Source organism: Listeria ivanovii subsp. londoniensis (genome assembly GCF_000763495.1).
GTDB lineage: Bacteria > Bacillota > Bacilli > Lactobacillales > Listeriaceae > Listeria > Listeria londoniensis.
The window spans coordinates 2,974,030-2,999,507 of record NZ_CP009576.1 but is presented as its reverse complement, the minus strand read 5'-3'; the positions used below and the strand labels follow the sequence as shown (position 1 = coordinate 2,999,507).

30 protein-coding genes are annotated in these 25,478 nt (G+C 35.8%); 24 read left to right on the top strand and 6 right to left on the bottom strand.

All coding sequences use genetic code 11. From position 1 onward, the window contains the following. Positions 1-233 precede the first annotated feature (233 nt). From JL53_RS14885 to JL53_RS14840, 10 genes are all read left to right on the top strand, one after another. Entirely contained in the window at positions 234-923 is a 690-nt protein-coding gene (locus JL53_RS14885; RefSeq protein ID WP_003721071.1) for a Crp/Fnr family transcriptional regulator, read from the top strand. 142 nt (positions 924-1,065) lie between these two features. Beyond that, on the top strand, positions 1,066-1,710 hold the full coding sequence (fsa, locus tag JL53_RS14880) for a fructose-6-phosphate aldolase (RefSeq protein ID WP_038408047.1): 645 nt from the start codon (positions 1,066-1,068) through the stop codon (positions 1,708-1,710). Between the two features lie 18 nt (positions 1,711-1,728). Then, complete coding sequence (locus tag JL53_RS14875; RefSeq protein ID WP_003721069.1) at positions 1,729-2,076, top strand: SH3 domain-containing protein; 348 nt, start codon at positions 1,729-1,731, stop codon at positions 2,074-2,076. Between the two features lie 115 nt (positions 2,077-2,191). Next, complete coding sequence (gene lde, locus JL53_RS14870) at positions 2,192-3,400, top strand: multidrug efflux MFS transporter Lde (protein WP_038408046.1); 1,209 nt, start codon at positions 2,192-2,194, stop codon at positions 3,398-3,400. Continuing rightward, positions 3,390-3,671, top strand: coding sequence for a helix-hairpin-helix domain-containing protein (locus JL53_RS14865; RefSeq protein WP_038408045.1), 282 nt, complete (start codon positions 3,390-3,392; stop codon positions 3,669-3,671). Before lde ends, JL53_RS14865 begins: the two co-directional genes overlap by 11 nt. 2 nt (positions 3,672-3,673) lie before the next feature. Continuing rightward, the gene (locus JL53_RS14860) at positions 3,674-4,363 is read left to right on the top strand and encodes an NAD-dependent protein deacylase (protein ID WP_038408044.1); all 690 of its coding nucleotides are present in this window, start codon (positions 3,674-3,676) and stop codon (positions 4,361-4,363) included. 117 nt (positions 4,364-4,480) lie between these two features. Continuing rightward, positions 4,481-5,815 carry a hemolysin family protein gene (locus JL53_RS14855; RefSeq protein WP_038408043.1) on the top strand — a complete coding sequence of 445 codons (1,335 nt, stop codon included), beginning with the start codon at positions 4,481-4,483 and terminating at the stop codon, positions 5,813-5,815. Between the two features lie 66 nt (positions 5,816-5,881). After that, positions 5,882-6,838: a LacI family DNA-binding transcriptional regulator gene (locus JL53_RS14850; protein WP_038408042.1), complete on the top strand. Its 957-nt coding sequence runs from the start codon at positions 5,882-5,884 to the stop codon at positions 6,836-6,838. An 85-nt stretch (positions 6,839-6,923) separates the two neighbouring features. After that, positions 6,924-7,289: a hypothetical protein gene (locus tag JL53_RS14845; RefSeq protein WP_003721063.1), complete on the top strand. Its 366-nt coding sequence runs from the start codon at positions 6,924-6,926 to the stop codon at positions 7,287-7,289. A 16-nt stretch (positions 7,290-7,305) separates the two neighbouring features. After that, positions 7,306-7,917 (top strand): HAD family hydrolase, encoded by a 612-nt coding sequence (locus JL53_RS14840; RefSeq protein WP_003721062.1) that lies wholly within the window; start codon positions 7,306-7,308, stop codon positions 7,915-7,917. A gap of 53 nt (positions 7,918-7,970) precedes the next feature. Here JL53_RS14840 and JL53_RS14835 read toward each other — a convergent pair whose 3' ends face one another. The 3 genes from JL53_RS14835 to JL53_RS14825 form a co-directional block, all read right to left on the bottom strand. Next, complete coding sequence (locus JL53_RS14835; protein ID WP_052010622.1) at positions 7,971-8,351, bottom strand: MerR family transcriptional regulator; 381 nt, start codon at positions 8,349-8,351, stop codon at positions 7,971-7,973. Between the two features lie 23 nt (positions 8,352-8,374). Next, positions 8,375-9,121, bottom strand: coding sequence for an SDR family oxidoreductase (locus JL53_RS14830; RefSeq protein ID WP_038408040.1), 747 nt, complete (start codon positions 9,119-9,121; stop codon positions 8,375-8,377). Between the two features lie 97 nt (positions 9,122-9,218). Then, on the bottom strand, positions 9,219-10,106 hold the full coding sequence (locus tag JL53_RS14825) for a PucR family transcriptional regulator (RefSeq protein WP_038408039.1): 888 nt from the start codon (positions 10,104-10,106) through the stop codon (positions 9,219-9,221). Between the two features lie 171 nt (positions 10,107-10,277). Here JL53_RS14825 and JL53_RS14820 point away from each other — a divergent pair, with 171 nt between their 5' ends. From JL53_RS14820 to JL53_RS14790, 7 genes are all read left to right on the top strand, one after another. Beyond that, positions 10,278-10,727: a MarR family winged helix-turn-helix transcriptional regulator gene (locus JL53_RS14820; RefSeq protein WP_038408038.1), complete on the top strand. Its 450-nt coding sequence runs from the start codon at positions 10,278-10,280 to the stop codon at positions 10,725-10,727. Next, positions 10,724-12,076, top strand: coding sequence for an MATE family efflux transporter (locus JL53_RS14815; RefSeq protein WP_003721056.1), 1,353 nt, complete (start codon positions 10,724-10,726; stop codon positions 12,074-12,076). Before JL53_RS14820 ends, JL53_RS14815 begins: the two co-directional genes overlap by 4 nt. Before the next feature lie 62 nt (positions 12,077-12,138). Next, positions 12,139-12,582, top strand: coding sequence for a VOC family protein (locus JL53_RS14810; RefSeq protein ID WP_038408037.1), 444 nt, complete (start codon positions 12,139-12,141; stop codon positions 12,580-12,582). A gap of 379 nt (positions 12,583-12,961) precedes the next feature. Continuing rightward, complete coding sequence (locus JL53_RS14805; protein WP_038408036.1) at positions 12,962-13,357, top strand: hypothetical protein; 396 nt, start codon at positions 12,962-12,964, stop codon at positions 13,355-13,357. A gap of 19 nt (positions 13,358-13,376) precedes the next feature. Next, positions 13,377-13,898: a hypothetical protein gene (locus tag JL53_RS14800; RefSeq protein WP_038408035.1), complete on the top strand. Its 522-nt coding sequence runs from the start codon at positions 13,377-13,379 to the stop codon at positions 13,896-13,898. Positions 13,899-14,750: 852 nt separating this feature from the next. Then, positions 14,751-15,578, top strand: a complete 828-nt coding sequence (locus tag JL53_RS14795; RefSeq protein WP_038408034.1) for a C40 family peptidase — start codon at positions 14,751-14,753, stop codon at positions 15,576-15,578. A 27-nt stretch (positions 15,579-15,605) separates the two neighbouring features. After that, entirely contained in the window at positions 15,606-15,983 is a 378-nt protein-coding gene (locus tag JL53_RS14790) for a DUF3139 domain-containing protein (RefSeq protein ID WP_003718558.1), read from the top strand. A 745-nt stretch (positions 15,984-16,728) separates the two neighbouring features. On the opposite strand, the gene JL53_RS14780 is transcribed toward JL53_RS14790, so the two are convergent. Together JL53_RS14780 and JL53_RS14775 are read right to left on the bottom strand one after the other, a co-directional pair. Further along, a complete protein-coding gene (locus JL53_RS14780) occupies positions 16,729-17,175 on the bottom strand; it encodes a GNAT family N-acetyltransferase (RefSeq protein WP_003721051.1) in 447 nt (148 codons plus the stop codon). Between the two features lie 53 nt (positions 17,176-17,228). After that, positions 17,229-17,963, bottom strand: a complete 735-nt coding sequence (locus JL53_RS14775) for a MerR family transcriptional regulator (protein WP_038408033.1) — start codon at positions 17,961-17,963, stop codon at positions 17,229-17,231. An 81-nt stretch (positions 17,964-18,044) separates the two neighbouring features. Between JL53_RS14775 and JL53_RS14770 the strand changes: the two genes are divergently transcribed. The 7 genes from JL53_RS14770 to JL53_RS15205 all read left to right on the top strand — a co-directional run bounded on the left by JL53_RS14770 (position 18,045) and on the right by JL53_RS15205 (position 23,688). After that, positions 18,045-18,764, top strand: coding sequence for a glucosamine-6-phosphate deaminase (locus JL53_RS14770; RefSeq protein ID WP_038408032.1), 720 nt, complete (start codon positions 18,045-18,047; stop codon positions 18,762-18,764). Between the two features lie 146 nt (positions 18,765-18,910). Next, complete coding sequence (locus JL53_RS14765) at positions 18,911-19,162, top strand: hypothetical protein (protein WP_038408031.1); 252 nt, start codon at positions 18,911-18,913, stop codon at positions 19,160-19,162. Between the two features lie 12 nt (positions 19,163-19,174). After that, positions 19,175-19,537, top strand: coding sequence for a hypothetical protein (locus JL53_RS14760; RefSeq protein WP_038408030.1), 363 nt, complete (start codon positions 19,175-19,177; stop codon positions 19,535-19,537). Beyond that, entirely contained in the window at positions 19,528-21,141 is a 1,614-nt protein-coding gene (locus JL53_RS14755; RefSeq protein WP_038408029.1) for a T7SS effector LXG polymorphic toxin, read from the top strand. Before JL53_RS14760 ends, JL53_RS14755 begins: the two co-directional genes overlap by 10 nt. Before the next feature lie 42 nt (positions 21,142-21,183). After that, positions 21,184-21,981, top strand: coding sequence for a hypothetical protein (locus JL53_RS14750; protein ID WP_038408028.1), 798 nt, complete (start codon positions 21,184-21,186; stop codon positions 21,979-21,981). A gap of 99 nt (positions 21,982-22,080) precedes the next feature. Next, entirely contained in the window at positions 22,081-22,836 is a 756-nt protein-coding gene (locus JL53_RS14745; protein WP_038408027.1) for a G protein-coupled receptor family protein, read from the top strand. Between the two features lie 39 nt (positions 22,837-22,875). Next, entirely contained in the window at positions 22,876-23,688 is an 813-nt protein-coding gene (locus JL53_RS15205; RefSeq protein WP_052010621.1) for a hypothetical protein, read from the top strand. Positions 23,689-23,741: 53 nt separating this feature from the next. Here the strand turns inward: JL53_RS15205 and mbcS are convergent, their stop codons facing one another. Next, positions 23,742-25,319 (bottom strand): acyl-CoA synthetase MbcS, encoded by a 1,578-nt coding sequence (gene mbcS, locus JL53_RS14735; RefSeq protein WP_038408026.1) that lies wholly within the window; start codon positions 25,317-25,319, stop codon positions 23,742-23,744. Between the last annotated feature and the right edge of the window lie 159 nt (positions 25,320-25,478).

Below are 25,478 nucleotides of genomic sequence, written 5' to 3'. Positions count from 1 at the left end.
AAATAATTTTTTATAATTGTAATTTTTATAAAAAGTAACAAAAAGTTCGAAAATACGGCAAATTTGAAAGAAATAAAGATAACTTTTTTAAGTATTTTAAATTTATTTGTGAAATAATTAACTAAAATTAAAGTCTTGGCTTTTCGTATTTTATTTTTAGTGTAAATTTTTACATAGTATTTATGATATAATTACTACGTGTTTTTTCAATACAATATAGCAAAGGAGAGAATATGCTATTTTTAAAAGAGCTTGAATCCAATCTAACGGTTAGCAAGTTAATGGAGCTGTGCTTTGAACATCCAAATTTCAAAGATTACTGCTCGGTTATCCGCACGAAGAAGGGTGAGGTTCTAGAAAGTTTAAGTCCAACTGGAACAAAGGTTTATTTTGTTCTTAGTGGCATATACGGGATGATTGTAGAAAAAGATGCAGAATTAGAAGAAGAGAATTGTAAAGAAAGCATTATTCGTTTTTTGCAAAAAGGAGATAATTTTGGATTGTACCATCTCTTTTATGATGAATGGAGCCCGCATGTTTCGATGCAGAGCTTAGGTCATGGTGAAGTTATGGAAGTAGATAGTAATTTTTTATTTTCTATTTTTGACAAAGTAGATCAGAATAACTTTTTCATGGTTAAAGTAATGTCGGAGGAATTACGCGAAGCACACGCATTTGCAAAACTAAGCTTCTTGAAGAAAGAAGAACGAATTCGCAAAGCCATTCTAAAATGTGCTCAAACTTTAGGAACTTTTTCGGATAATGGGATACTGCTACCGAGAGAAGTAACGCAAGAAGTATTAGCAAGGTATACCAATACATCACGCGAGTATGTGGCGCACACTCTCACATATTTAATTAAAGAGGAGATAATTAGAAATAGACCAAAACCTCTGTTAGTGATGGACAAAACTCGTTTATAACACAAGTTTCATGTGAAACTTTTTGAATGCTTTTATAGGCATTCTTTTTTTGTGCATAAATCAATTCTAAAGCATTTTTTTGACTTTTGCGTTATAATGACTCTGTAATTGAAAGCGCTTGATAGAAAAGGAGGATGTTTTAATGAGATTTTTTATCGATACAGCGAACGTAGAAGAAATCAAAAAGGCTAACAGAATGGGGTTTATTGCTGGAGTCACGACTAATCCATCTCTTGTTGCCAAAGAAGGTCGAGATTTTAATGAGGTCATTCAAGAAATTACATCCATTGTTGATGGACCAATTAGCGGCGAAGTAGTAAGTTTGGAAGCAAATGGTATGGTTGAAGAAGGTCGAGTCATCGCAAAAACCCATCCGAATATGGTTGTGAAAATACCGATGACAGGAGAAGGGTTAGCAGCGGTTAAAGTGTTGACAGAAGAAGGAATAAAAACAAATGTTACCCTTGTGTTTTCTGCAGCACAAGCATTATTAGCTGCCAGAGCAGGAGCTACTTATGTATCACCGTTCTTAGGTAGGCTAGATGATATTGGCGATGATGGTCTGGTTCTTATTCGTGATATTGCACAAATTTTTGAAATACACGGTATCCCAACAGAAATTATTTCGGCAAGTGTTCGCCATCCAATCCATGTTATCGAATGTGCTAAAGCAGGAGCGGATATTGCCACAGTTCCATATAAAGTGTTCGAACAAATGCTAAAACATCCTCTGACCGATAGCGGGATTGATAAATTCCTTGCAGATTGGGAAGCAGCTAAAAACTAACAAGGAAGGTTTCAAATTATGAATCAAACATTTACTGTAAAAAAAGAGCATAAAAGCAATTATCCTGATCCGCTTTTCGTTAACAAGAATGAATCGATTTGGGTTTTTCAAGAAGACACTGAGTATCCAGGGTGGATTTTTTGTAAAGTGAAATCTTCTGGTAAAGAAGGCTGGGTTCCAAAGCAAATTATTCAAATGAGCAGTGATGACAAGAGCGGAACAGTGACAGAAGATTATTCTGCGCGTGAATTAAATGTAAAACCTGGCGATAAATTAGAAAGTAATCGGGAATTAAATGGTTGGGTTTGGTGTGTGACTGAAGAAAACCAAGCTGGCTGGGTTCCGCTTCAAAATCTAGAAATTTAGAATGTTTCACGTGAAACAATTTAACCTAATATAGCAAAAAAGCGAAGGATTAGTTTTACTTTCGCTTTTTTTGTGGAATAATTAAGAGTAATGATGGAAGAATCTAGGTGGATTTATGGAAAATTGGAAGAAAAATCTATATGTTGTTTGGATTGGTTGTTTTCTTACAGGAACTGGACTAAATTTGATTATGCCGTTTTTGCCATTATATATTGAAGAGCTAGGTGTACATAATCCAGACCAAGTAAGTTTATGGTCAGGAATTGCGCTCAGTTCAACTTTTTTAGTTTCGGCAATTATGTCACCAATTTGGGGGAAGCTTGCTGATCAAAAAGGACGAAGAGTCATGTTATTGCGTGCTTCTCTTGGTATGGCGATAGCGATGATTCTTATGGGGTTAGTGAGCAATGTATATCAATTTGTAGGATTGCGTTTATTAATGGGAATTTTTTCAGGATATATTTCCACAGCAAATGCACTCGTTGCAACACAAGTTCCGCGTCATCGTAGTGGTTGGGCCCTAGGAGCATTATCAACGGCAGCTGTATCGGGTGTGCTAATTGGTCCGCTAATTGGTGGAGCCTTATCGGATACCTTTGGAGTTAGGCCAGTATTTTATATTACAGGAGCACTCTTACTAGGTAGCTTTTTCTTAACACTATTCTTTGTAAAAGAGAAATTTACTCCGATAGAGAAAAAAGAAATGCGCTCTGGGAAAGAGGTTTTCTTATCACTCAAAAACCCTGGCTTAATTATCTCGTTGTTTATTACGACAATGATGATTCAAATAGCTTCCAACTCAGTTAACCCGATTTTAACTTTATATGTACGAGATCTTGCCGGAAATGCTCAAAATATTGCTTTTATTAGTGGGATGATTGCTTCTGTTCCAGGGGTTGCTGCCCTTATAGCTGCACCAAGGCTTGGGAGGTGGGGTGACAGAATTGGTTCTGAGCGAATTTTACTTGGGGCACTCATTGGATCGATGTTATTACAAATACCAATGGCGTTCGCACAAAATCCTTGGCAGCTTGGTATTTTGCGTTTTCTACTAGGGCTTACAGATGGTGCATTATTACCAGCAGTTCAATCACTACTTGCAAAAAATGCTCCTCGAGAGGTTTCTGGACGTATTTTTGGATACAATCAATCATTTCAATATATCGGGAATGTTATCGGCCCGCTAGTCGGATCTAGTGTTGCCGCGCATTTTGGGTATGGGGATGTATTCCTGGTTGTAGCTGGCTTTATTTTCATCAATGTGATTATCAGTTTTTATTTCAACCAAAAAATGCATAGAAAGAAGGGGAATCATGCAGTCTGACTTAATAAAATTACCAGGAATTGGCAAAAAAATGGTCGTCATGTTAAATGAAATTGGAGTTAAAGAAATAGCGGATTTGAAAGGGGGAAATCCGCTTGAATTATACGAAAAAACTTGTGAAAAACGCGGTGAAAGAATGGATCCATGTGTTTTATACACATATCGTTGTGCTGTTTATGTAGCAGAAACAGCACAAGATAAACAACAGCCCGAGTTACGCAAATGGTGGAATTGGAAAGACAAGGCACATGAAAATGAAAGGAAGAAATAATGATGAATGATTTAAAGGAAGCGATTAAGCAAGCAAACAAAATCGTTTTTTTAACGGGTGCAGGGGTGTCGGTACCTTCTGGGATTCCTGACTATCGCTCGAAAAATGGTTTATATACAAGGATGGAAAGCCCTGAATATATGCTCAGTCATACATGTCTTACGCAAGAACCGGATAAGTTTTATCAATTTGTTAAGGAAAATATGTATTATCCAGATGCAGAGCCAAACATGATTCATACTAAAATGGCTGAAATCTCGCAGCAAAAAGATGTGATGATTATTACACAAAATATTGATGGACTTCATGAAAAAGCTGGCTCTAAGAAAGTGATTAATTTTCACGGAAGCTTGTATCATTGTTATTGCCAAAAGTGCCAAATGAGCATTCCGGCTGAGACGTATCTTCAGTCCAATGTTCATGAAGATTGTCTAGGTATTATTCGACCAGATGTAGTGCTTTACGAAGAAGCCATCCAAGAAAGTGCTATAAATCAATCTCTTTCCGCAATCAGGCATGCAGATTTGATTGTAATTGTGGGGACTTCTTTTAGAGTGAGTCCGTTTTGTAATTTAACCGATTACCGAAATAAAACAGCGCAAATTTTTGCTGTAAATAAAGAACGAATTTTCTTGCCGTATTCTTTTGAAATGATAGAAAATGATGCGATAGAAGTTTTTGCGAAGATTTGAAACCTTGCAGTAATAAGGGTAGCATGATAGAATTTTCTTAACCGGAAAATTATCCGGAATATTTAGAGAAAATGAGCACTCGTTTTCTCGATGAAAATAAGGAGTGGAGAGTTCCATATGAACCCTGACCCCGAGAGTCAGCAGATTATCTTGCAGTTAATTCTTATTGTTGTGTTGACAATGCTCAACGCATTCTTTGCCTCAGCAGAGATGGCGCTTGTATCACTGAACAAAAATCGAGTAAAGAGCCAAGCCGCAACTGGTGATAAAAAAGCGATTTTGCTTGCTAAACTCGTAGACGATCCAAGTAAATTTCTTGCTACAATCCAAGTTGGTATTACACTCGCTGGATTCTTCTCCAGTGCGTCAGCCGCTACTAGCATTGCGACTAGATTGGAACCTGTTTTTGGAGGAAGTAGTTTTGCCAAAGAGCTATCGATTATTGTCGTAACGATTGTGTTATCGTATATCACACTTGTTTTCGGTGAACTTTATCCAAAACGTTTAGCACTTCAAAAATCAGAGAAAATTGCCCGAGTTTCTGTACGACCAATCATGGCAGTAGGCGTTTTGCTTCGTCCATTCGTGAAATTCTTATCCTTTTCCACGGATATTCTTGTGAAAATAACGAGAATGGAGAAAAATACGGATAATGAAAAAATGACACGAGAAGAAATGCAATTACTGATTGAAACCGGTCGACGTGATGGTGTAATTGAGGTAGAAGAATTACAAATGCTTCGTGGTGTATTTGAAATGGATAATAAATACGCACGTGAAGTAATGGTACCGCGAACAGATGCGTTTATGGTTGACGCCGAAACGGAATCAGAAGCGCTTTGTGACGCATTATTAAGTGAGAATTTTTCAAGAGTTCCCGTCTATACAGACAATCAGGACTCGGTGCTGGGTATTCTGCATATGAAAGATTTTTTTGTGGAAGCTAGAAAGTCAGGCTTTGAAAACATTGATGTGAAGTCGCTCGTAAAAGAGGCGTATTTTGCGCAGGAGACAATGTTCATTGATGATTTACTCAAAAATATGCAAAGAACTAGAAATCAGATGGCAATTTTAATGGATGAATACGGTGGAGTTGCCGGAATTGTCACCGTAGAAGATTTGTTAGAAGAGATTGTTGGCGAAATCGATGACGAAAATGATGTGTTTTCAGATGAAGTGAAGAAAATAGATGATTCTACATTTATCGTGGAAGGCCGCATGACGCTAGATGATTTTAATAAAATGTTTCACGTGGAACTTCCATCACGTGGCATAGATACTGTAGCTGGGTTTGTGTTAACCTTAACCGGGACAATTCCAGAAGAAGATGATAAAGTAGTAGTTGAATACGATAGCCTTCGATTTACAGTAGAAGAAATGAATGATGCTAGACTAGTTTCTGTTCGTGTGGAAAGAGATTTCCAAACAAGCGAATTAGAGCAGTTAGCTTAATGATAAAATTACAGTGCGGTATGAGAAATCTATCCGCACTTTTTTCTTAGGAATGAGGTTTTTAGAATGCCGAACATTAAAGAAATTGCCAAATTAGCAGGAGTTTCTGTGACGACCGTGTCACGCGTACTTAATAATCACCCTTATGTCGCCGAAGATAAGAGGTCGCGAGTTCAAGCTATTATTGAAGAACTTGATTATTCTCCTAATCGTATTGCTACAGACTTGGCGCTTGGGAAAACTAATACAATTGGTATCATTTTGCCTTATAATGACCATCCTTGGTTTGATAAAATTGTTAATGGAGTTCTTGAGGCGGCCTTTAAAAATAGGTATTCTGTAACACTTTTTCCAACAGGGTATGATACGAAAGAGGAAGAAAAATATTTGATGCGCCTTAAAACTAAACAAGTCGATGGGCTAATTATTACTTCGCGTGCCAATAACTGGGATGTGATTTTGCCTTACCTAGCATATGGACCAATTGTTGCTTGTGAGTATGTTGATTCTCCCGAAATATCTTGTTCTTTCATTGATAGAATTGATGCTTATCGAGATGGATTTTTGTTTTTACAAGAGGAAGGTTATAAAAAAGTTGCCTTTACAGCTGGACGTGAATCACTTGAAAGCACTAGTACATATGGGAAGATTGATGCTTATGAACAAGTATTTGGACCAGTTAGTGAAAACCGCTTTTTGGGGGAATGTTATACTTTTGAAGATGGTTTAAAAGCGGGAAAACACTTTTTTGGTGAAGGGAAAGACTGGCCGGACGCTTTTTATGCTAATGGTGATGAAGTTGCAGCTGGGATTATGTTTCATGCGAAAGAGCTTGGGCTTCGGATACCAGAAGATGTGGCGATTCTGGGGCAAGAAAACTTGGCAATTGGAAAAGCGATGGGAATTACAACGCTTGATCACCACTTGAAAAAATTAGGCGAAAATGCTTTTGCTATTTTTGAGCAGGGAAAGCTGCAAAATATTCAAATTAAGCATGAATTAATCAGAAGAAAAACGGTTTAGAAAATTTTTTCTGATAAATTACTTGACATGAAACCCATTTCATCATTTAAAACTAATATATAAGGTGATGAAGGAGGCGGATGGTATGAAACTAGAAGGTGTATGCAAGATTTATTCATCTTTAGGACTAGAATATCAATTCGGAGAGTTTTACATCGATAGAGATTATCTTGTTTTTGACCAAAACTTCAGCTTGGGCATGAAAAAACGACAAACTTTCCCAGTTGCAAAATTGCGTAATATCGCGTTGACTACTGATAGAAATGAAATTTGCTTAACATTTAGTTGCGATAATATTGAATTTGAATTAAATGAAAATACGCAAGGAAGCTTGTACGAATTTCGACATTTACTTGAGAATAAAGGCCTCGATGGTGCTGATTTTAAGAAAGAAAAAAGTATTGAAAAAACAAGGTATACAACTCATCACTATCACAATTTTGCTCAATGATGAAGGAGGAGTTTTCATGTATAAAACAATTATTTTTGATGTAGATGGAACGATTTTGGATACAGAAAGAGCAGTTTTGCATTCACTTCAGACCGTTTTAGCGGAAGAAGGATTGACTTATGATTTAGCTGAGTTACGATTTGTGCTAGGAATTACTGGGGCAGCGGCGCTTGAACAACTGAATATATTAGATGAGGAGCGGATACTCGCTAACTGGATTGAACGAGAAGCGTCTTTTATCGATGAAGTAGAGGTTTTCGATGGAATTCATAAAGTGCTTCATGCGATTCCAGAAAGTGGTGTCGTCACTTCTAAAAACTCACTAGAAATGGACAAAGGTTTTTATCCATTTGAAATTCATGATCATTTTGAAGCGATTGTTTGTGCCAGTGATACCGAAAATCATAAACCGCATCCAGATCCGTTACTTAAAAGCCTAGAACTTCTTGAGCGTGAACCCCATGAAGTCATTTATATTGGCGATTCTTCTTATGATATGAAATGTGCCCATGCGGCCGGTGTTCATTTTGGTTTAGCGCTCTGGGGTGCGAAATCTACTGAAGGATTTGAAGCAGCAGAGTATGTCTTTGAGAAACCAGAAGATATTTTAGCTTATGTAGTAAAATAACAAGGAAAACCCACAAACCTTCATTAAAAAGTTTGCGGGTTTATTTTTTTTCCTTAAAATTCTTTTAATTTCTTTTGGGCTGGGATAAGATGCGTATCATAGTTTTCGATTTTAAAGTCGAGCCGTTCTAGTGCTTCTTGCATCATATCAATCCGGTCTTGAAGTTCTGCGCGTTGTTCTTTTAATAATTCCATCCGAGGTTCTAGTGTCTTTTCTCCTTCGCGAAAGAGAGACAAATAATCAATTAGCGATTCAATGGACATTCCAGCACACCGCATTTGGCGACTGAAATCAATCCAGCGCAAATCTTCCTCATCAAATTTGCGCACACCGTTTTCGTTGCGACTAATATTGGGGATTAAGCCAATCCGTTCATAATAACGAATGGTATCTGCAGAAACACCAGTTTTTTCGCTTGCTTCTTTAATATTCATTATGTTCACTCCTATACTTGAAATCATGGTTGCTGAATAGTTGGGCGTAAGAGGATTTCATTCATGGTAGTGTCTTCAGGTGTGTTGATGGCGAATAGAATTGTTTCAGCGATTCTATCCGGACTAATTGCGACCGCTTCGTAAAGTTGATTGATGCCACCTTTTAAATCTTCATCTGTGATAGTGTTCGGCAATTCGGTTGCGACAGCTCCAGGAGAAATAATGGTTACGCGAATGTTACTCTTAGCTGCTGCCTCCTCTTGGCGAAGTGCTTCACTGATCGCACGAACCGCATATTTTGTTCCACTATAAACTCCACCACCAGAATGTGTTTGGTGACCAGCGACAGATGATAAATTGATAAAGTGACCCGTTTTCCTTTGGCGCATGGCTGGGAGTGCTGCGGCTATTCCATAAAGAACGCCTTTAATATTAACATCGACCATTTGATCCCATTCGTTTACCTTCAATTTATCAAAAGTAGAATGCGGCATTAAACCAGCATTGTTAATCCAAACATCAATTTGTTTAAATTCAGTTAATGCAAGTTGTGCCAATGCTTCAACCTCAGTGTGTTTGGTTACATCTGTTATTTGGAAAATCGCCTCGCCGCCACTTGCCTTAATCTCACTCGTAATTCGTTCTAAATTTTCTTTTCTACGAGCACCTAAAACGACTTTATTACCTTGTTCAGCTAAAAGTTTAGCGGTAGCTTCACCGATTCCACTGGATGCGCCTGTGATGACGATTACTTTTTCTTTTTTTATCATTTTTATTCTCCTTTGCTCAGGTGATAATTCAAGTCTAGTCCTTGAAGTGCACTTTAAGTCAAGCAGAAAGAAAAAACAGCAAGCAAGAAGAGCCTACTTAATCTTGATTACTGTTTTTCGTATTAGTTTGGAGAGTAGCTAGGTAAGCCAGAAGCAGTCCATCCATTTTACGAAGGGAAAGGTTCGTTTGTTCATGAAATTTGTCCAAACGATATTGAATTGTGTTGCGGTGCATAAAGAGTTCTTTGGCAGTTAGACTAATATTTCCTTGATTCTTAAATAACGTGTGAATCAGTGGAATCCACGTGTCATCCTGGTTAAAAAAGTTTTTAAGTTCACTAGTAATTAAACTTTCTTTCATTCTTAGGGCGATTACTTTTAAACTTTCAGAGGCAACTGTTTGAACAATCGAGCGGTTTTTATAATTAAAAATTGCTCGTTCTTCCGCGAACAAATCACGAAGCTGCATATTTAATGGGTGAAATAGCCCCATGAAAAAAGTGGCTTGAATATAAAAATCATTTTCGAGAGTACTAGCAACAGCTTCCAGTTCTTCCTCACCGATAAGAGAGCTAGCTGATTTTTCAACAATTACGCCATAGTGGCTCGAAAACATAACTAATTCAGCTTCCGGACTAAAGAAACTAAGTAAAGCTTTTTGCCATTCTTGTAGCATGCTTTTAGTGGCGTCAGTTCTAAGATGAAATTGCGTTATTCTGTAAGCGTCATTTTCGTTTGGAATAGAAAGTTCCCCATTACCAAATAATAAATCGAACCAAAATTGTGTGGATTCTTTATGAAATTTTGGCGATGGCTCGGGAAATAATGTTTTTAATAAGGTTGTTTCTTCTTCTGAAAGATTGTTTTTAGGAATCGTAAAATAATATGGTTCTTCAAAAAAAGAAATCACTTGAGCAGTTGGTTTAATCGGATTTTTTGAAACGACAATATTGGGATATCTATTTTTTAATATTTTAATGTGCATAGCGGATAGCACCCCTTCTCTAATCTTTATTTTCACAAAAGAAAGATAGGAAGTCAAATTATTACCCGGGAAATAAAAGGTTGCGCAGTCAACTAAATTGTTGGTATACTAGATAATGGTTGATGCCGCAACTAATTATGTGGCGGATTTTTTGTATAAGGAGAAGTGAATATGGCGGATAGACAAGAAAGTTTAGCAAAGGCCATCGCGATAATCCATCGTTCAGAAAGTACTTTTAAAAATAAAAAATTACTTGAAACAGGTCTTAATATAGGACAATTACGCTATTTATGGACACTTTATAAAGAAGATGGTATTTCCCAGGAATCAATGGCTAAACGTTTTATGGTCGATAAAGCAAGTGTAACGAGACATATTAAACGTTTAGAAGAACTGGGAATGATTCGCCGTGAAATGGATGCGAAAGATCGACGTATTCAGCGAATTTTTGTGACTGAAGTAGGCTTTATGATGCGTGATTTGATTGAAGAAACAACTGCTGATTGGTCAGCGAAGTTAACAGCTGGTTTTAGCGAAGAAGAAAAAGATAACTTGCTTCATTTGCTTGATAGGTTGTCGGATAATGCGATTAGGGCTGTTGGAGGAGGAGATATGGAATGAAAGAACAAAGTAAACGTTTAGGTGAAGATAGCATACCATCACTTATGGCGCGACTATCGGTTCCCGCATTTATTGGGATGTTTGTTATGGGTATGTATAATATTGTCGATACGATTTTTGTGTCTTACGGGGTTGGACCATCTGGCGTTGCGGCGCTTTCAATTGCTTTTCCAGTTCAAATGATACTAATGGCGATGGCTGCAATGTTTGGAATTGGTGGTGCTTCGATTATTTCTCGTTCGCTCGGTGCCGGGGAACAGGGTCAGGCGAATAAAGTCTTCCACCAAGTCATTTGGTTGGTCGTATTATCTAGTATTTTTATTGCTATTATTACATTTATTTTCTTAGATCCATTGATTACACTTTTTGGCGCACCAGCAGACATTCACGATATTGCAAGTGATTTCTTGTCACTTATCTTGCTAGGAGCAGTATTCCAGACATTTGCAATGGCAATGAATAATATTGTTCGTTCGGAAGGTAATGCTAAAACAGCGATGTTAACAATGCTCATTTCCGCTATTTTAAATATGATTTTAAATCCGATTTTTATTATGGGATTTGGCATGGGCGTTCGTGGTTCAGCTCTTGCAACGGTAATTGCTCAAGCAGTTGGGGCGGTTTGGCTGCTGATTTATTTCTTATCCGGAAAAAGCACTCTATCTCTAAAGGGGATAACTTTCCGAATGGATTTCCCGCTTATTCGCCGGATTATGGCGATTGGGTTCCCGTCATTTATCATGATGTCAGCAGGAAGTATCGTTACAATCGCGGTAAACTGGATGCTAAATATTTATGGTGGAACGCTTGCTATTGCAGTTTATGGAATTGCCAACCGAATTGCTTCATTCGTGATTATGCCGATAAATGGTGTAACACAAGGGATGCAGCCGATTGTCGGTTTTAACTATGGATCCAGACAGTTTGAACGGGTGATGAAAGCTGTCAAAGTTTCTATGTTTGCAGCGACGGTTATGTCTTTAATCGCTTGGGGTTTGGTCGAAATTTTCCCAGGAATGCTTGTCCGGATTTTCTCAAACGACCCAGAATTGATTGCTGAAGGAACGAATGCCGTTAGATTTATGTTGTTAGCCGCACCGACAATTGGTTTCCAAATTGTTTGTGGTGGACTATATCAAGCACTCGGTCGGGCGCGGATTTCGTTTATTATTTCGCTTATGCGTCAGATCATCTGTTTAGTACCACTGTTAATTATATTGCCTCAATTCTTCGGCTTAAATGGCATTTGGTACGCTTTCCCACTTGCTGACCTAGGTGCATTTACTGTCTGTGTTATAATTATGAAGAAAACTTGGCGTCCAATTTTCAAAAATACTGAACTAGTTTAAATGTAAAGGCTTTGGGTATTTTAGTTATTAGCGTCTGAAAAAAGAATGAAGGAGTGATTTTTATGGCAAAGTTGTACCCGTATTTAGCTTTTGATAATGCAAAAGAGGCTTTAAGTTATTATGAAGAAGTATTTGGAGCGACGAATATTACCCGTTTACCTGTGAATGAAGAACAAAGCGAGATGTTTGGACTCCCAAATGAAGACCTTGAAAACTCCACGGTTCATGGTGGATTTACGGTACTTGGTGCTAATCTATTTTGCTCAGATTCATTTGGAAAACCAGTTTCAGCGACAAATCAGATTTCTATTATGCTAGACTTAGACAATGAAGATCCGGTGGCCGTAGCGGAGGCAGAAGCTTTTTATGAAAAAGTTAGCTCATCTGGAAAAGTAACCGTCACTTTACCATACGCAGAGCAATTCTGGGGCGGAAAAATGGGACAATTCGTAGATGCATATGGAATTTCTTGGATGCTTCATTCGCAACCTTATTCGAAATTATAAAAGAAAAGAATCTGGATTTCAAAGTTCCAGATTGCTAGCATGAATATTGTCAAATAAGTGAATAAATGTTATTACGAACATGACTCCCTGACAGTAGCATTATTAAAAACACGATGAATATTCGTAAATATGATTTAATAACCGATACACTCCCTATAAAGTAGACACTAGGAAAACAAAATTCTAGTTACTTTATGAGGAGTGTTTTTCTATAACAATCAATAAAACTAGTTTTGAACAAAGGCCATTTGCTGTACAAGAGATTCTTGAAAAGGAAAAATCAAGAAATCTCGGTTCTAAAAAAACAAATATACCAAATTCGACTATACGTGATTGGTACAAAAGATGTCAAAATGTTGGCGAAGCAAAGAAAAATGCCGTGGAAGAAATGCTTTATCAAGGAGAAGCTACCGAATCTGTAGTTGTAGAAAATAAAGATGTACATAAGGCTGAAATTGTGGAAGATATTTCAGTGGACGGACTTATGCAAAAGATGGGAGAAAATAATACTTTTGTAGCTAATATGGAAAACAAGCATGGTTCTATAACTTTAGCAGTTCCACTTGCACCCTTAAATACTACTAATAGCTCTAATTATACTATACAATTATTGGCATCAAAGACGTGTGATTGGGATAAAGCATTAGTTAGATCAAAGGGATGCTTAAAAGATTATGGACCAGCAAAATACAGATATTGTGCTTGGAGTCCTAAAGGTAAAAATGGTAAATGCAGTGGACTTATCAAGCATAAAAAAACTTTCCATAAATATTGATATAGGAGGTATTTAGCATATGAAAAGGAAGTTTTTGGTAAGTATATTAGTAATTATTAGCTTATTAGCTGTTTTCTTGTTGTATAGAAATACAACTCTATTTGACAAAAATACAGATTTAAGTGATTTAGAATTTGCTGGTTTATCCATCCATTCAGATGATAAACAAGTGGCTCATGATTACCCTGACTTTTATATGACCAAGAAAGGGAAATTTAAAGACTATTATTATGAAGATGAAAATTATTTCGTAGTATCTTCTGATAAATCGACCCATAAAGTGGTGTATATAGAAAACAATCAAATGATAAATAAGCTAAATTTGAAGACAAATAAAAATATAGGTATTGGTTCTACAAAAAAAGAAGTAATCAGTGAGTATGGTGATAAATATAAAAAAATGAATAGCGATAAATATGGAAAGTTAATATTATATACGGATAAAAACAAAAACATAAAGCTGGGTTTTGCTTTAAATGACAAAGGAAAAGTATCCGTTATTGTAGTGTACGATTATAAGACATATGATTATCAATGGTGAAGTACTATTTTTGAATAATTAATTGTAAGCTTATATCTTTTTTAAAAAATAGATGAAATTAGCTTTTTTCCATTTGGCTTTTCATTGTATTCAAACTTCACAAGTGAAGAGGACATGATTGGATGGGATATAACAAATTTTTTTGATTATGACTATAATCAAGAAGTAGAGATGAGTATTACCGTTCCAATTATGGAAATTGATCAAGAAAGGTTAATTATACCAAATACCTTTAAAAATAATTGAAATAAGGAATAAAATTTAGCTATTTATTATGTTGCAGTAGCAAAAAACGAATCTAACTCAATGGCATTGAGTTAGATTCGATAAAATGCCGTGAAGCATTGGAGTTCTATGAGAGTAAACGAATTTTCGTTTACTCTCTTTTTTTCAGTTAGCTTGAATCTTACTTAATGTGTTCTGAAATGGTGTTATGTAAGATTTTTGAATTAATTACTAATTACTAGAGAATATATGTTAGATACACTGAAATTGAGTGGAAAGATGAAAAATCACATGATATTAGAGGTTAATATGTATAAATATAATAGTGTATGCAGCATTAAATTTAAAAAGCAGCAAAAATATACGGAAAATTTAACTTATAAAGAGAAATACTTGGAATATTTAGCATCAAACTATTAAACGGTGTATAATAACACAATATGTGATTAATTTCGAAATTTCTTAATAAATGCAGTCAGTTTGTGTTAAAACAGCGAAAATTAAAGTCGGAATTTGCCGTTCATGACAAGAATTGGATATTTCATTACATTTTTGGTTATACATTTGTTTTTTATGTTATAGTTTTGTTGTTAGCATACTAAATTTTACATGAAAAGAGAGAATGTAATGAAAAGATGGTTAGTTGGGATTATTACAATACTTTTTCTAATAAGTGGGATTTTGATGTCTCCAGTGATTGGTCAAGCGCAAGAAAAAGTGGATTATGAAGCGTTGTATAATCAGGGAGTTTCAGAAGGAATTATTAAACAAGCGGATGTGAGTTTAGCAGCATGGACAGATGAGAATAAAAATCAGTATGAACAAGTTTATCAAGATGGACTAAAAGATGGTGTATATGATAACTCGATGTCTTATGAAGAATGGATAAAATTTAATAACTATGGTCAACCCCCTGTTGTAGAGGAAGAATGGGAAGAAGTACCACAGAAGCCAATGGTAAGAGGTGTATATAAGGGCTACACTGTTAAGAAGGGAGATATTCTGATTACTAATGGAACTTCATCTTCTGGATTATTAGGGCATGCAGCTATTGCGAATGGTAATGAGTATATATTAGATATTCCTGGCAAAGGAGAAACGACAAGACAACAGAGTACGGCAAAATGGATGAAAGAATATGATGGTAAAGGTTGGGTAAAAGTATATCGGTTGAAGGATAGTTCGGTCGCCAATGCAGCAGCAAGCTGGGCAGATAAAAATTACTACTCCACTAACGGGACATCCAAGCAAAACATTTTTCCGAAGTATGGAATGACAGGAAGTCGATATAGTAAGAACCCAACTTATTGTTCTAAGATCGTGCTTCAAGCTTACTATTTTGGTACGGGAAGCAAGCCTGTAGTACATGTATTTCCGTCATTAGTTGCAGTTTATGATTTACCTAACTATTTTTCAAAATCGTATAAGCCACAACAAGTGAAATACTTTAAATAAATCTAATATATTAGGAAGTGTAACTAGATGAAAAAGTATAAAAAATGGTGGATAACATTAGGAGTTGTGTTGATTCTTGGATTGATTGTATATATCTTTTGGTTTGTAATTCCCAAAAATACGGCTAATAAAGCCGTAGATGACTACTTAGCAGAACAAAAAATTACATCCAATCAAATTGATACAAGAGTAATAAAGAAAGATTGGAAAATGGGTGGTTATCTTACGAAGATAGTTTTTAAAGATGATCCAGATTTAAAATATGAGTATGTTTATGATGAAAGATACGAATATCCACATCATATTTATGTCGTTGCATTTAAAGATGGCTCAAGTCAAGAGGATAACCAGATGAAACACCCACCTCTTCCAGAACAATTGGAAGAGATGAATAAAACAAAGTAGCATTAAATTGAGCGGAGTTAAAAACTCGTTAATTTAGTTTGATAGGAATTATGGATTAATAATAACAATGAGATTTAGAAGAGGAGACGAATTTTCGCTTCCTCTTTTTATATGCCTATAATGAATTACGTTTAACATGGATATGAATTAGTATATAATTTTCGATTGTCTAAATAAGGTATGCCTGAAAGATACAAGAATATGCTAATATCAATTCATTAGTTTAAGTGTATAATAAAAAATTTGAAACAAGCTTAACATGATATGAAAGCAATTTTACTTGACTAAAATTTTCTGGAGATCGTACTTTATATTTTTATGTAAAAACGTATAGAAAGGGTTTATTGTTAACTGGAATTTGATTAGTGATACAATGAACAAATAGTATTACTAGTATAGATAGACAAAAAAGATCGCTCATTAAATAATGATGGCTAATAAACAAGTGATTGATGCAAGAAATCAAGAGAAATGTTATGACTACCACCAGAGCGCTAACAAATTATTCCCAATTCAGAAGATTCAACCTCACCAGAATTTTTGAATGCCATTACAATATCAGGAATTACGAACTTTCAAATTAGGCAGGATTTATCAAATGCGCTACAAGCAGAAAAAGATACACACTTGGAACTTGGCATGGATATTATAAAGTATATATTTGTAAAAAATTCAGGTGATAAAGATAAAAGTATTAACTTTATGGGGGAGTGTATTACATAACTTCCAGAATGGCGCGTTTTTTTTACAATCCAATGGGGTTCACTTTTGTCATTAAATAATGCTCGCCGATTCCTGGGATAACAAACGATTTACCAACTTTACGATAACCATGTTTTTCATAAAAACCGACTGCGACAATCCGCGCATTACACCAGATAATCTCTGCACCCTGCTTCCAAATTTCCGCTTCACCGGCCGAAAGTAAAGCGGAACCTACACCTTTTAAGCGCATCCCACGTTCTGCCGCCACACCTCGAATCCTGTACTGCTCAGGTGCCATAATGATTGCTGATTTTTCTGGATAAAAACTGGCTACACCAACTAAAATATCTTTTTCAAAAGCTCCTAAATGAAAAGCTCCTTCTAAATCATCATTTTTATAAATAGCATTACTTTCCGGTTGCTCTGGGCGAAGGACCCGATGTCTGATATCCTGAGTGTCTTTTGATGCAATTTGCTTGATTTCCATGGCAATCCACCTCCACTTTATTTCTTTCTATTATAACCATTCCCCAGAAAATGTCACTCAAAATATAAATTTGTTTCATAGGAATAGCCATGAACTAACTCTTTATCTACCCAAGCTACCGTTTCTTGAAGGAGATAATTTTCACTTTCGGATTTTAATTCCCAATTTTGCGGGAGGCAAAATGGTTTGCGTTCGCTTGTTTGCAAAGAGCGCTCTCCGTCTGCTTTAACGGAATGGTCAAGCTCAATGAAAAGGTAAGCCTGTCCGTCTAGCATCAAATAGCCCGGAAATTGCGAGTAACTTTTAGAAAGATTTAGGCGATTTATCAACGCTTGGACTTCCTGGTGAAACAGTGGATCATTTAAAATGGTCGAATGAATAGGCATTTGTAATGGTTCTGTAAGTATTAATCTAGTAGTTTTCACAGATTGAGATTTTTCAGGTTTCCGTTTTAGAAGTAATTGAAATCGATTAAGCAGCCATTTTTTTCGAGCTATACGCGCTTCATCTTCTTGGAGCTTTTGTTGATATTTAATAAGTAGTTCGGGTAAGCTTTCAGGCGTATTTTTATCAAGATATTGTTTGATTGCTTTCAAAGAAAAGCCCATATATTGCAAGGCTTGAATAAAATTAAGCTGTTCTTCTTGTGCTACTTCATAATAGCGATATCCAGAAACCGAATCAGTAAATGCGGGAACTAAAAGCCCGATTTTATCGTAATAGCGCAGTCGCTGAATGGAGAGTTGACTTTTTTTCGCCATCTCACCAATGGACAACAGTGGTGTCATTTATTTATCATCCTTTCCATTTGACTCTATAGTTACTATATACTTTACCATAAAGGTAATTCAAAGTGAGAGGTGAAAAAAATGAAAATAATTATCGAAAAAGATTATGAAAATATGAGTAAAACTACAATGCAGCTGCTTTTAGGGAAGATGTATCAAGATAAGGAAGTACATTTGGCCATCACGGCAGGCTCTACACCAAAACGAATGTACGAGATGCTGGTGAGTGAAATGCGTGAGAAGACACCGCTTAAAAATGTTTGCTATTATAATTTTGATGAAATTCCAATTGGGGAAGAAAAATTTGGTGTGACAGTTGGTAATTTAAAAGAAATGTATTTTGATCCAGCGGGAATTCCAGAAGAGCAGATTCATGTGCTTGATACAAAAAACTATACCGAGCATGAGGCGCATTTAAAACATGTTGGTGGACTGGATGCAATTTTAATTGGTATTGGCGAAGATGGTCATTTTTGTGGAAATCTTCCAGGTGTCACTAAATTTGGCGATGAAACTAGGCTTGTTTCAGTTGATTCCTTACCAAGTATGTTCGACGTTTTGCTTGATGAGGTTGGTGGCAATCCAGAGAACGTACCAAAAAACTATGTAACAATGGGTCCAAAAAGTGTTATGCATGCGAAAGAAGTAATTATGTTCGCAAATGGAAAGAAAAAAGCAGCTATTATTAAAAAAGCATTACAAGGTGAAGTTACCGAGGACATCCCAAGCTCGATTTTCCAATTGCATCCTAATTTTACAGTAGTGTTGGATGAGGAAGCAGCGAGTGAGTTGAATATTTAAAAAAACATGGCTAGCGCTTGCTAGCCATGTTTTAGTTTATAAAAATGACAAGCAGCTAATTAGCGAATAGAAGTGAGTATATAATGCATTATTTTTATGTTAAAATAGTTTCATATAAATAGAACAAACAGAAAGGGATAATGAAAATGGTGAATATTGCTTCAAATTCAGGTTTAGCGCAGACGGCAGTATCTGATGTAACAACAGTTTCTGTAGATATGGGTGAACAAGTTTCTTTGGATAAGAGCAACCTTTCTAGCATGAAATCCGGGAAAAAGCTTAACAATCAATTGTTAACAGATTTAGTAGATTTAATAAATTGTGTTCAGGAACAAAGTGAAAAGTTTCCTAAAATCGCTAAAATGATGGATTTACAAGACAGTCAGATTAAATTTTAAGGGATGAAAATAATGAGAGAGAAAACACACGAACAAGAACGGGCAGCTTTTACCCAACAAATTATTCAAAAAGAAAATCAGCTGGATAAGCTGAGAGAAGAAAAACAAAAAGTAGAAAGATTACTTTATCAATTAGAAGAAGATTTTCAAAGAGGCTATCAGAAGTTAAGAATGTTGAATGATGAAAATGTAAAAGAAAGACAATCAGATTTCTTTCAAATACAACAGAGAACGGACGATCAAGAAAGAAGATTTCGGCAGCGAGTAATGGATGCTAAAGAACAATTTGCCAGTGTCTTTAAAAAAGAAATAGTTCAAGCTGATGATGAACGTGAAATATTATACAAGCAAAGAGGTGAAATTCCTTGGGACTGATTTATTCAAGTGAAGATTCAGAGAAATTGATACAAGCTTTATCTAAAAACTTAACAAGTGGAAAAGAAGCGCTTAATAAATTAAAAATCGGAAGCGAAAAGATTATCCAAGCAGTAGATGGTCATACACTGTCAGGAACTGCTTATACAGCAGGGAAAGGCTTGTTTATGGATCTTATTTTACCGACAATTACAAAGGTAACATCAGCTTGCGATACGCTTAATCAAGAATTACAGAAATATAAGGCGGCTGATTTGGATGTTTCAAGTGAGGGATATTTAGATGAAGATAACTTACAGGAACAAATCGAGACGAAAAGAAATATGAAGGAATCAGTAGAACGCACATCCATGTTTATGAAGGTGATAAAGACAAGTGTAGTCGCTGCTCTATCGGATGCAGCATCGGATCATTGGAGAGAATTAGATCAAATGTCAGATAATCTTCAACAAGATATCGATGAGTTGCAGAAGAAGATAGAGAAATTACGTGAGTTTGATGCAGAAACCAAAGAACTTTTTACTAGTAGCTTAGATGAAATGAAGTTAGCTATGCAGGGGGTTTTAGTTTTAAATGGCACTACTGTAAACGCCGATGGAACATATCAATTGCCTGTAGGTTTGGATAAAAGTTGGTTTACAGAATTAAAAAGTAAAAAACAACAAAAGGAAATGGAAGAGAAGGCAAAGAAAGCAGCAATTAAAGAGATAAATGATTTATATGAGAAAAATCCAATGGCAGCGATTGAGAAAATTAAAAATAATGATCGTTTATTTGGATATGTAATAGGAGCTTTAGATAAGTTTCCAGAAGGTATTCAAAATGCGGCACTTGGCATCTTCATTGCGCAAGAGAGCTGGAATAAGTTACCAAAAGATACAGCTGTAAAAGTCCTGAATAGTCCGAAATTTGCTTCTTATATTAGTGAAGCATCGATGGCGACGCAAGCTGTTGTTTATGGCGGACTAATTAAATTAAGCGAAAAGGGTTGGAGCGTACTTGCACCAATTGGATATACAACTAAAATTCTTTCTAAGACTAGTGAAGGGGCTAAACTCATAGCTAGCTCTAAGGTAGGGCTTGATTTGTTTAAAAAATTAAAGCCGGTTTCTGAGTTTGTTAAAGCTCATCCTGTTGCGAGAGAAAGCGTTGGTTATATAGGTGATGGGCTAAGTGTGACAGCTTATGCTTATGATGAATTTACCAATCCAAAAAGTCCCGCATATGGAGACGCAAGTAAAGCGGTATATGGGGGATTAAGCTTGTTTTTATGGAATGTTGGACCATTAGAAGGTGCTCAATATGGCGGACCTTTTGGGGCCGTAGCTGGAACAGTGAATACAATAATCAAAGGGGTGGATATAACTACTCCTGAGATTAATATAAATACTACTTTTGGGAAAATTGATATAAGTTCGTATAAATTTTATTTGGGCTTAAGTGGCAATTCGAAAGAGAAAGAAAAAAACAAACAAAAATGGCTGAAAAAAGTATATGAACAGTATGGAAAACACGAGAGTATAGCCACGGACAAGGCATATAGGATAGGAGTGAAACCACACAGTGGGAGTCCTAACTTTAATCCGAATATTCAAAGTGAATAATATTAATTTTCATAAATCCACTGACAGAAATGGAGTTCTTAAATGAAAACTATAATGAGTAAAATCTCTTTTAAAGAAGCTGAAAAATTAGTAGATATAGGAGAAAAAGAAGCGAAAAAAAGTACCATTTCAAGGGGGTTACAGCTGTTTATACTTGCCTTGTTTTGTGGCTTTGTGGCTTTATTACCTTTGCAGAATTCAATAATTATAACATGCATTCTTATAATAATTATATCTATAAGTTATATCTATTATTTAACTTTGAAATCTAGTGATAGAATTTTGGGAGATTTTGGATGGCAGTTGGCGAAATACTTAATGATTCAAACTATTACAATAAGTATGCTATTAGGTATAAGAATTGATGGTAATAGGCCTTTCGGAAAGTTTTATATTTTAGTAGCACTATGTTATTTGTTTGTGGTTGCTTTGCTTTGCTTTTTCCGATGTAAAGCTATGATGCTAAATTATTTGAAAAACAACGGTATAAATTTTAAAAAAACTGCAGTACCTAAAGTATGGAATAAAATTTTTTTGAAACTTTCAATTGGTTTATTAGTGGCTATTGTCTTGGGAACACAAATATACAGGCTAAATAAATGGTGGTTCATTGGAAATGACAGCTCGCCGGGAGTAGTATCTATTCAAAATGAATGGCTGGGAACTTTAATAGTTTTAGTTGGTGGGGTTTTACTAATAGCATTTGTGGTTGTTTTTTCGTTATTGCCAACTTTATTATTTAATGCAAAAACAATTTCAGAAGGTATTTTGTTAAAAATGTATGCAGAAGAATTCCATAAAGAAAATGGTATGGCAGAAAAAGAGAAGTATACTGAGTGATTATTGAAAGAAGCTGGGATATAAATTTCAGTAAAGAGAAATGGGATTTACTCTTGACGTAGAAGATTTCAACAATGGTATCCCGAGGTGGTAAAAATAATGAATAATGTGAGTTATGAGAACGCAAAGCAAAAAATTAATTCTCAGGAAATAGAGCAACTTAATTCAAAAATAGAACATACATCCTCCTACACTGGTAAGATAGTGGGAAGTATATTGTTTGCCCTTCTATTAGGCCTTCCATCAACAAACTATTACGCAATATATTTAATTGGAGCTCTAATTTTTTTAAGCATTTTAGTTGTAAGGTATGTAACTTTTAAGCCCATTTTTAAAATATTAAATTATAACACGGTACTATTTCTAGTATGGCAAACCGCGGCAATATTTTTTATGATTGTTTTTTTAAGAGTAAAGGCAGATACATATCATCTTATTCCTTTACTGTACATCATTTTAAGCTATGGATTCTCATTTTTATTTATACGAGCTCGTACAAATACTTATGTGAAAGAGACATTTGGGGAGATACATAACTCTAAAAAAAGAGTATTTTCAAAGACTATAACTAAGATTTTAAGTATTTTTCTCGCTGTGGTGATTATTTCTATCTTATTTTATCGTGGAAACAAATGGTGGCTAATAAATATGAATACAACAGTGGGAACATCAGGCTTTTTACAGTATGCTATTTGGGGTGTCGGGCTATTGGTCTTGCTGATTGGCTTTACTTTATTGCCAACCTTATTATTTTCACCTTCACAGTATGTTAAAGGAAGATTGATAAAAAAATACGCTGAAGAATTTCGAAAAGAGTATGGATTAACTGAAAAAGAATGGTATGGAGAAAAGTAAACAACGCTAAATACACATATTCAGACATGGAGGAGATCAATGAGAACATTTTCTAAAATAGTAGAACAAGTTTCATTTGTAGATTCATTAAAAAGCAATTCTTTGCACCATGTCTATGAAACTTTAAATGGTACTGGCAAAGAGTTGTTACCTATGTCACTAAAGATAGTTATATTTGCTGCTATTTCTTGGCTGATATGTATTTTTTCTGCGAGTAACTGGTATGTGTTTCCTATTGTGGCATCAATTATAGTTGTAGTTATTGGCATAGGTTACTTTAGAAGCAGTCTTTTTTTCAGGAAAGCTGCATATACAATGGCTGTTTACTTATTTACGCAAACAGCCCTCATTTTTTACATAGCTTCTCTGGAAATATCAGATAGTAATGTTATAAATAGAATAGTTGCTTCACTTTATATTTTGTTAATGTATGGACTATCCTTTTATGTCATACAAATCAAACTTATTGAAAATATCCAGACAAAGTATCTGGCAGATGAGGGGAAGCAAATAAAGAAAAAAAGAACAATAAAGATAGTAAAGGTATTATCTACTGTGTTAGTGAGTTTTATAGTAGTTGTAATCGTGGGAATGCAAGTTTATAGGGTTAATAAGTGGTGGATTGATGGGGCAAATTATGAGTTTCTTTCGGGTTTTAATGGAACCCTCATAGGAACAGTATTATCAGCTGTTTTTATATTTATTGGTATTACAGCTTTAATACTAATCACGCTACTTCCTACCCTCCTTTTAAATGCATCTGTTGTGGTGGATGGATATATTTATAAAAAATACGCAGAAAACTATAGAGTAGAATATGAATTTACGGAAGAGGAATGGTATACGGATTAACTATCCAAAAAAACAGAAGTTCTCAATTTTAAAAGAGAACTTCTGTTTTTTCGCTATTTTTGCACACTCGCAAATTCAGCATCCCGCAATTCCACACGACGAATTTTCCCAGAATCGGTTTTTGGCAGAGCGCTTGTAAACTCGATACGGCGCGGATATTTGTATGGTGCGGTTTGTTCTTTCGTAAACGTTTGTAACTCGTGAACTAGGTCGTCGGTGCCTTCATAACCATCTTTTAAGACGATGAATGCTTTTACGACGGTGCCGCGGATTTCGTCAGGGCTCGCGACAACAGCAACTTCTTTCACAGCAGGGTGATGAGTCAAGGCGTCTTCCACTTCAAAAGGTCCAATCGTATAACCGGAGCTAATGATAATATCGTCGTTTCTACCTTGGAACCAGTAATAGTTATCTTCGTCACGAATCGCACGGTCACCAGAAACAAAATAATCACCGCGAATCGCTTTTTGAAGGCGTTCAGGTTCTTTATAGTATTCTTTAAACAATGCTGGGAAATCTCTACGCATTGCAATATCACCGATTTCACCAACACCGACCGGGTTTCCATCAGCATCAATAATCGCCATATATTCAGGCATAATTGGTTTGCCCATTGAACCGGGGCGAATTGGCGTATCTACAAGCGTTCCAATCAATAATGTACTTTCTGTTTGTCCATATCCATCACGAACTTTAATGTCAAAATTGTCTTGGAAAACTTGAATTACTTCACGGTTTAGTGGCTCACCAGCTGAAACAGCACTGCGAAGGGAGCTTAAGTCATGTTCGCGCAAATTATTCACTTTTGCCATTAAGCGATATTCTGTTGGCGTACAACATAGGACGTTGATTTTTTCTTCGCTAAGCAAGTTGAGTTGTTTTTCGGGAATGAAGCGGCCATTATAAATGAAACCAGTCGCACCTTTTCCAAGAACGGATAGGAATGGAGACCAGACCCATTTTTGCCAGCCGGGTCCTGCAGTTGCCCAGACAATATCGTCTTCATGAATGTCTAGCCAGTGATCAGCGGCGATACGAATATGCGCGTAACCCCAACCATGAATATGTACAACCCCTTTAGGATTACCTGTTGTCCCACTAGTGAAAGCAAGTAAGCATGCATCATCGCGTGAAGTTTCCACCCGTTCGAATTCTACTGAAGCCTGTTCCATTAATGTTTCATAATGATCCCAACCAGCTAATTTTTCGCCAACAATAATCTTTTTAGCAACAGATGGGATGTCGTTAATTTTATCAAATTCAGCAGTCATTCCGTTATAAGAAACAATTGCTTTCACATTAGCATGATGGATGCGGTATTCTAAATCGTGTGCTTTAAGTAATTCGGAAGCGGGAATAATGATGGCTCCAGCTTTCCATAGGCCCATATAAATCGCATATGTTTCGAGCAAGCGAGGCGTCATTACGATAACATGGTCGCCTTTTTTTACGCCGGCATCTTTTGCAACATTCGCAAACTTATTCGCTTGTTCAAGCAGGTGACGGTAGCTCCAAGTTTTTGTTTCATCATGTTCATTTTTCCAAATTAAAGCCGTTTTTTCAGAACTAAATTTAGCAATCTCGTCGGTAATATTATAAAGTTCTGGAGCAAGTAGGTTCTCTGAATTCATAATAATTCTCCTTTATAAGTAGATTGTATATTTTGATAATTTTGTTTTAGTACCTAGTATTAATATATGGTAATATAAATGACGCGTGAAAGCAACTAAAAGTATTCCTGTGAAAGTTTGAGCAGATTATTGCTATATCTAATACAAGCTATGCTAAAA

Bases quoted from the DNA above. Each gene is read 5' to 3' on its own strand.
- JL53_RS14820 (WP_038408038.1), top strand. From the start codon at position 10,278: ATGGCGGATAGACAAGAAAGTTTAGCAAAGGCCATCGCGATAATCCAT.
- JL53_RS14770 (WP_038408032.1), top strand. From the start codon at position 18,045: ATGAAAATAATTATCGAAAAAGATTATGAAAATATGAGTAAAACTACA.
- JL53_RS14745 (WP_038408027.1), top strand. From the start codon at position 22,081: ATGAATAATGTGAGTTATGAGAACGCAAAGCAAAAAATTAATTCTCAG.
- fsa (WP_038408047.1), top strand. From the start codon at position 1,066: ATGAGATTTTTTATCGATACAGCGAACGTAGAAGAAATCAAAAAGGCT.
- JL53_RS14825 (WP_038408039.1), bottom strand. From the start codon at position 10,106: ATGCACATTAAAATATTAAAAAATAGATATCCCAATATTGTCGTTTCA.
- JL53_RS14780 (WP_003721051.1), bottom strand. From the start codon at position 17,175: ATGGAAATCAAGCAAATTGCATCAAAAGACACTCAGGATATCAGACAT.
- JL53_RS14790 (WP_003718558.1), top strand. From the start codon at position 15,606: ATGAAAAAGTATAAAAAATGGTGGATAACATTAGGAGTTGTGTTGATT.
- JL53_RS14750 (WP_038408028.1), top strand. From the start codon at position 21,184: ATGAAAACTATAATGAGTAAAATCTCTTTTAAAGAAGCTGAAAAATTA.
- JL53_RS14845 (WP_003721063.1), top strand. From the start codon at position 6,924: ATGAAACTAGAAGGTGTATGCAAGATTTATTCATCTTTAGGACTAGAA.
- JL53_RS14860 (WP_038408044.1), top strand. From the start codon at position 3,674: ATGAATGATTTAAAGGAAGCGATTAAGCAAGCAAACAAAATCGTTTTT.
- JL53_RS14795 (WP_038408034.1), top strand. From the start codon at position 14,751: ATGAAAAGATGGTTAGTTGGGATTATTACAATACTTTTTCTAATAAGT.
- JL53_RS14840 (WP_003721062.1), top strand. From the start codon at position 7,306: ATGTATAAAACAATTATTTTTGATGTAGATGGAACGATTTTGGATACA.
- JL53_RS14810 (WP_038408037.1), top strand. From the start codon at position 12,139: ATGGCAAAGTTGTACCCGTATTTAGCTTTTGATAATGCAAAAGAGGCT.
- JL53_RS14800 (WP_038408035.1), top strand. From the start codon at position 13,377: ATGAAAAGGAAGTTTTTGGTAAGTATATTAGTAATTATTAGCTTATTA.
- lde (WP_038408046.1), top strand. From the start codon at position 2,192: ATGGAAAATTGGAAGAAAAATCTATATGTTGTTTGGATTGGTTGTTTT.
- JL53_RS15205 (WP_052010621.1), top strand. From the start codon at position 22,876: ATGAGAACATTTTCTAAAATAGTAGAACAAGTTTCATTTGTAGATTCA.
- JL53_RS14855 (WP_038408043.1), top strand. From the start codon at position 4,481: ATGAACCCTGACCCCGAGAGTCAGCAGATTATCTTGCAGTTAATTCTT.
- JL53_RS14850 (WP_038408042.1), top strand. From the start codon at position 5,882: ATGCCGAACATTAAAGAAATTGCCAAATTAGCAGGAGTTTCTGTGACG.
- JL53_RS14830 (WP_038408040.1), bottom strand. From the start codon at position 9,121: ATGATAAAAAAAGAAAAAGTAATCGTCATCACAGGCGCATCCAGTGGA.
- JL53_RS14885 (WP_003721071.1), top strand. From the start codon at position 234: ATGCTATTTTTAAAAGAGCTTGAATCCAATCTAACGGTTAGCAAGTTA.
- JL53_RS14765 (WP_038408031.1), top strand. From the start codon at position 18,911: ATGGTGAATATTGCTTCAAATTCAGGTTTAGCGCAGACGGCAGTATCT.
- JL53_RS14835 (WP_052010622.1), bottom strand. From the start codon at position 8,351: ATGAATATTAAAGAAGCAAGCGAAAAAACTGGTGTTTCTGCAGATACC.
- JL53_RS14875 (WP_003721069.1), top strand. From the start codon at position 1,729: ATGAATCAAACATTTACTGTAAAAAAAGAGCATAAAAGCAATTATCCT.
- JL53_RS14815 (WP_003721056.1), top strand. From the start codon at position 10,724: ATGAAAGAACAAAGTAAACGTTTAGGTGAAGATAGCATACCATCACTT.
- JL53_RS14775 (WP_038408033.1), bottom strand. From the start codon at position 17,963: ATGACACCACTGTTGTCCATTGGTGAGATGGCGAAAAAAAGTCAACTC.
- JL53_RS14865 (WP_038408045.1), top strand. From the start codon at position 3,390: ATGCAGTCTGACTTAATAAAATTACCAGGAATTGGCAAAAAAATGGTC.
- JL53_RS14760 (WP_038408030.1), top strand. From the start codon at position 19,175: ATGAGAGAGAAAACACACGAACAAGAACGGGCAGCTTTTACCCAACAA.
- mbcS (WP_038408026.1), bottom strand. From the start codon at position 25,319: ATGAATTCAGAGAACCTACTTGCTCCAGAACTTTATAATATTACCGAC.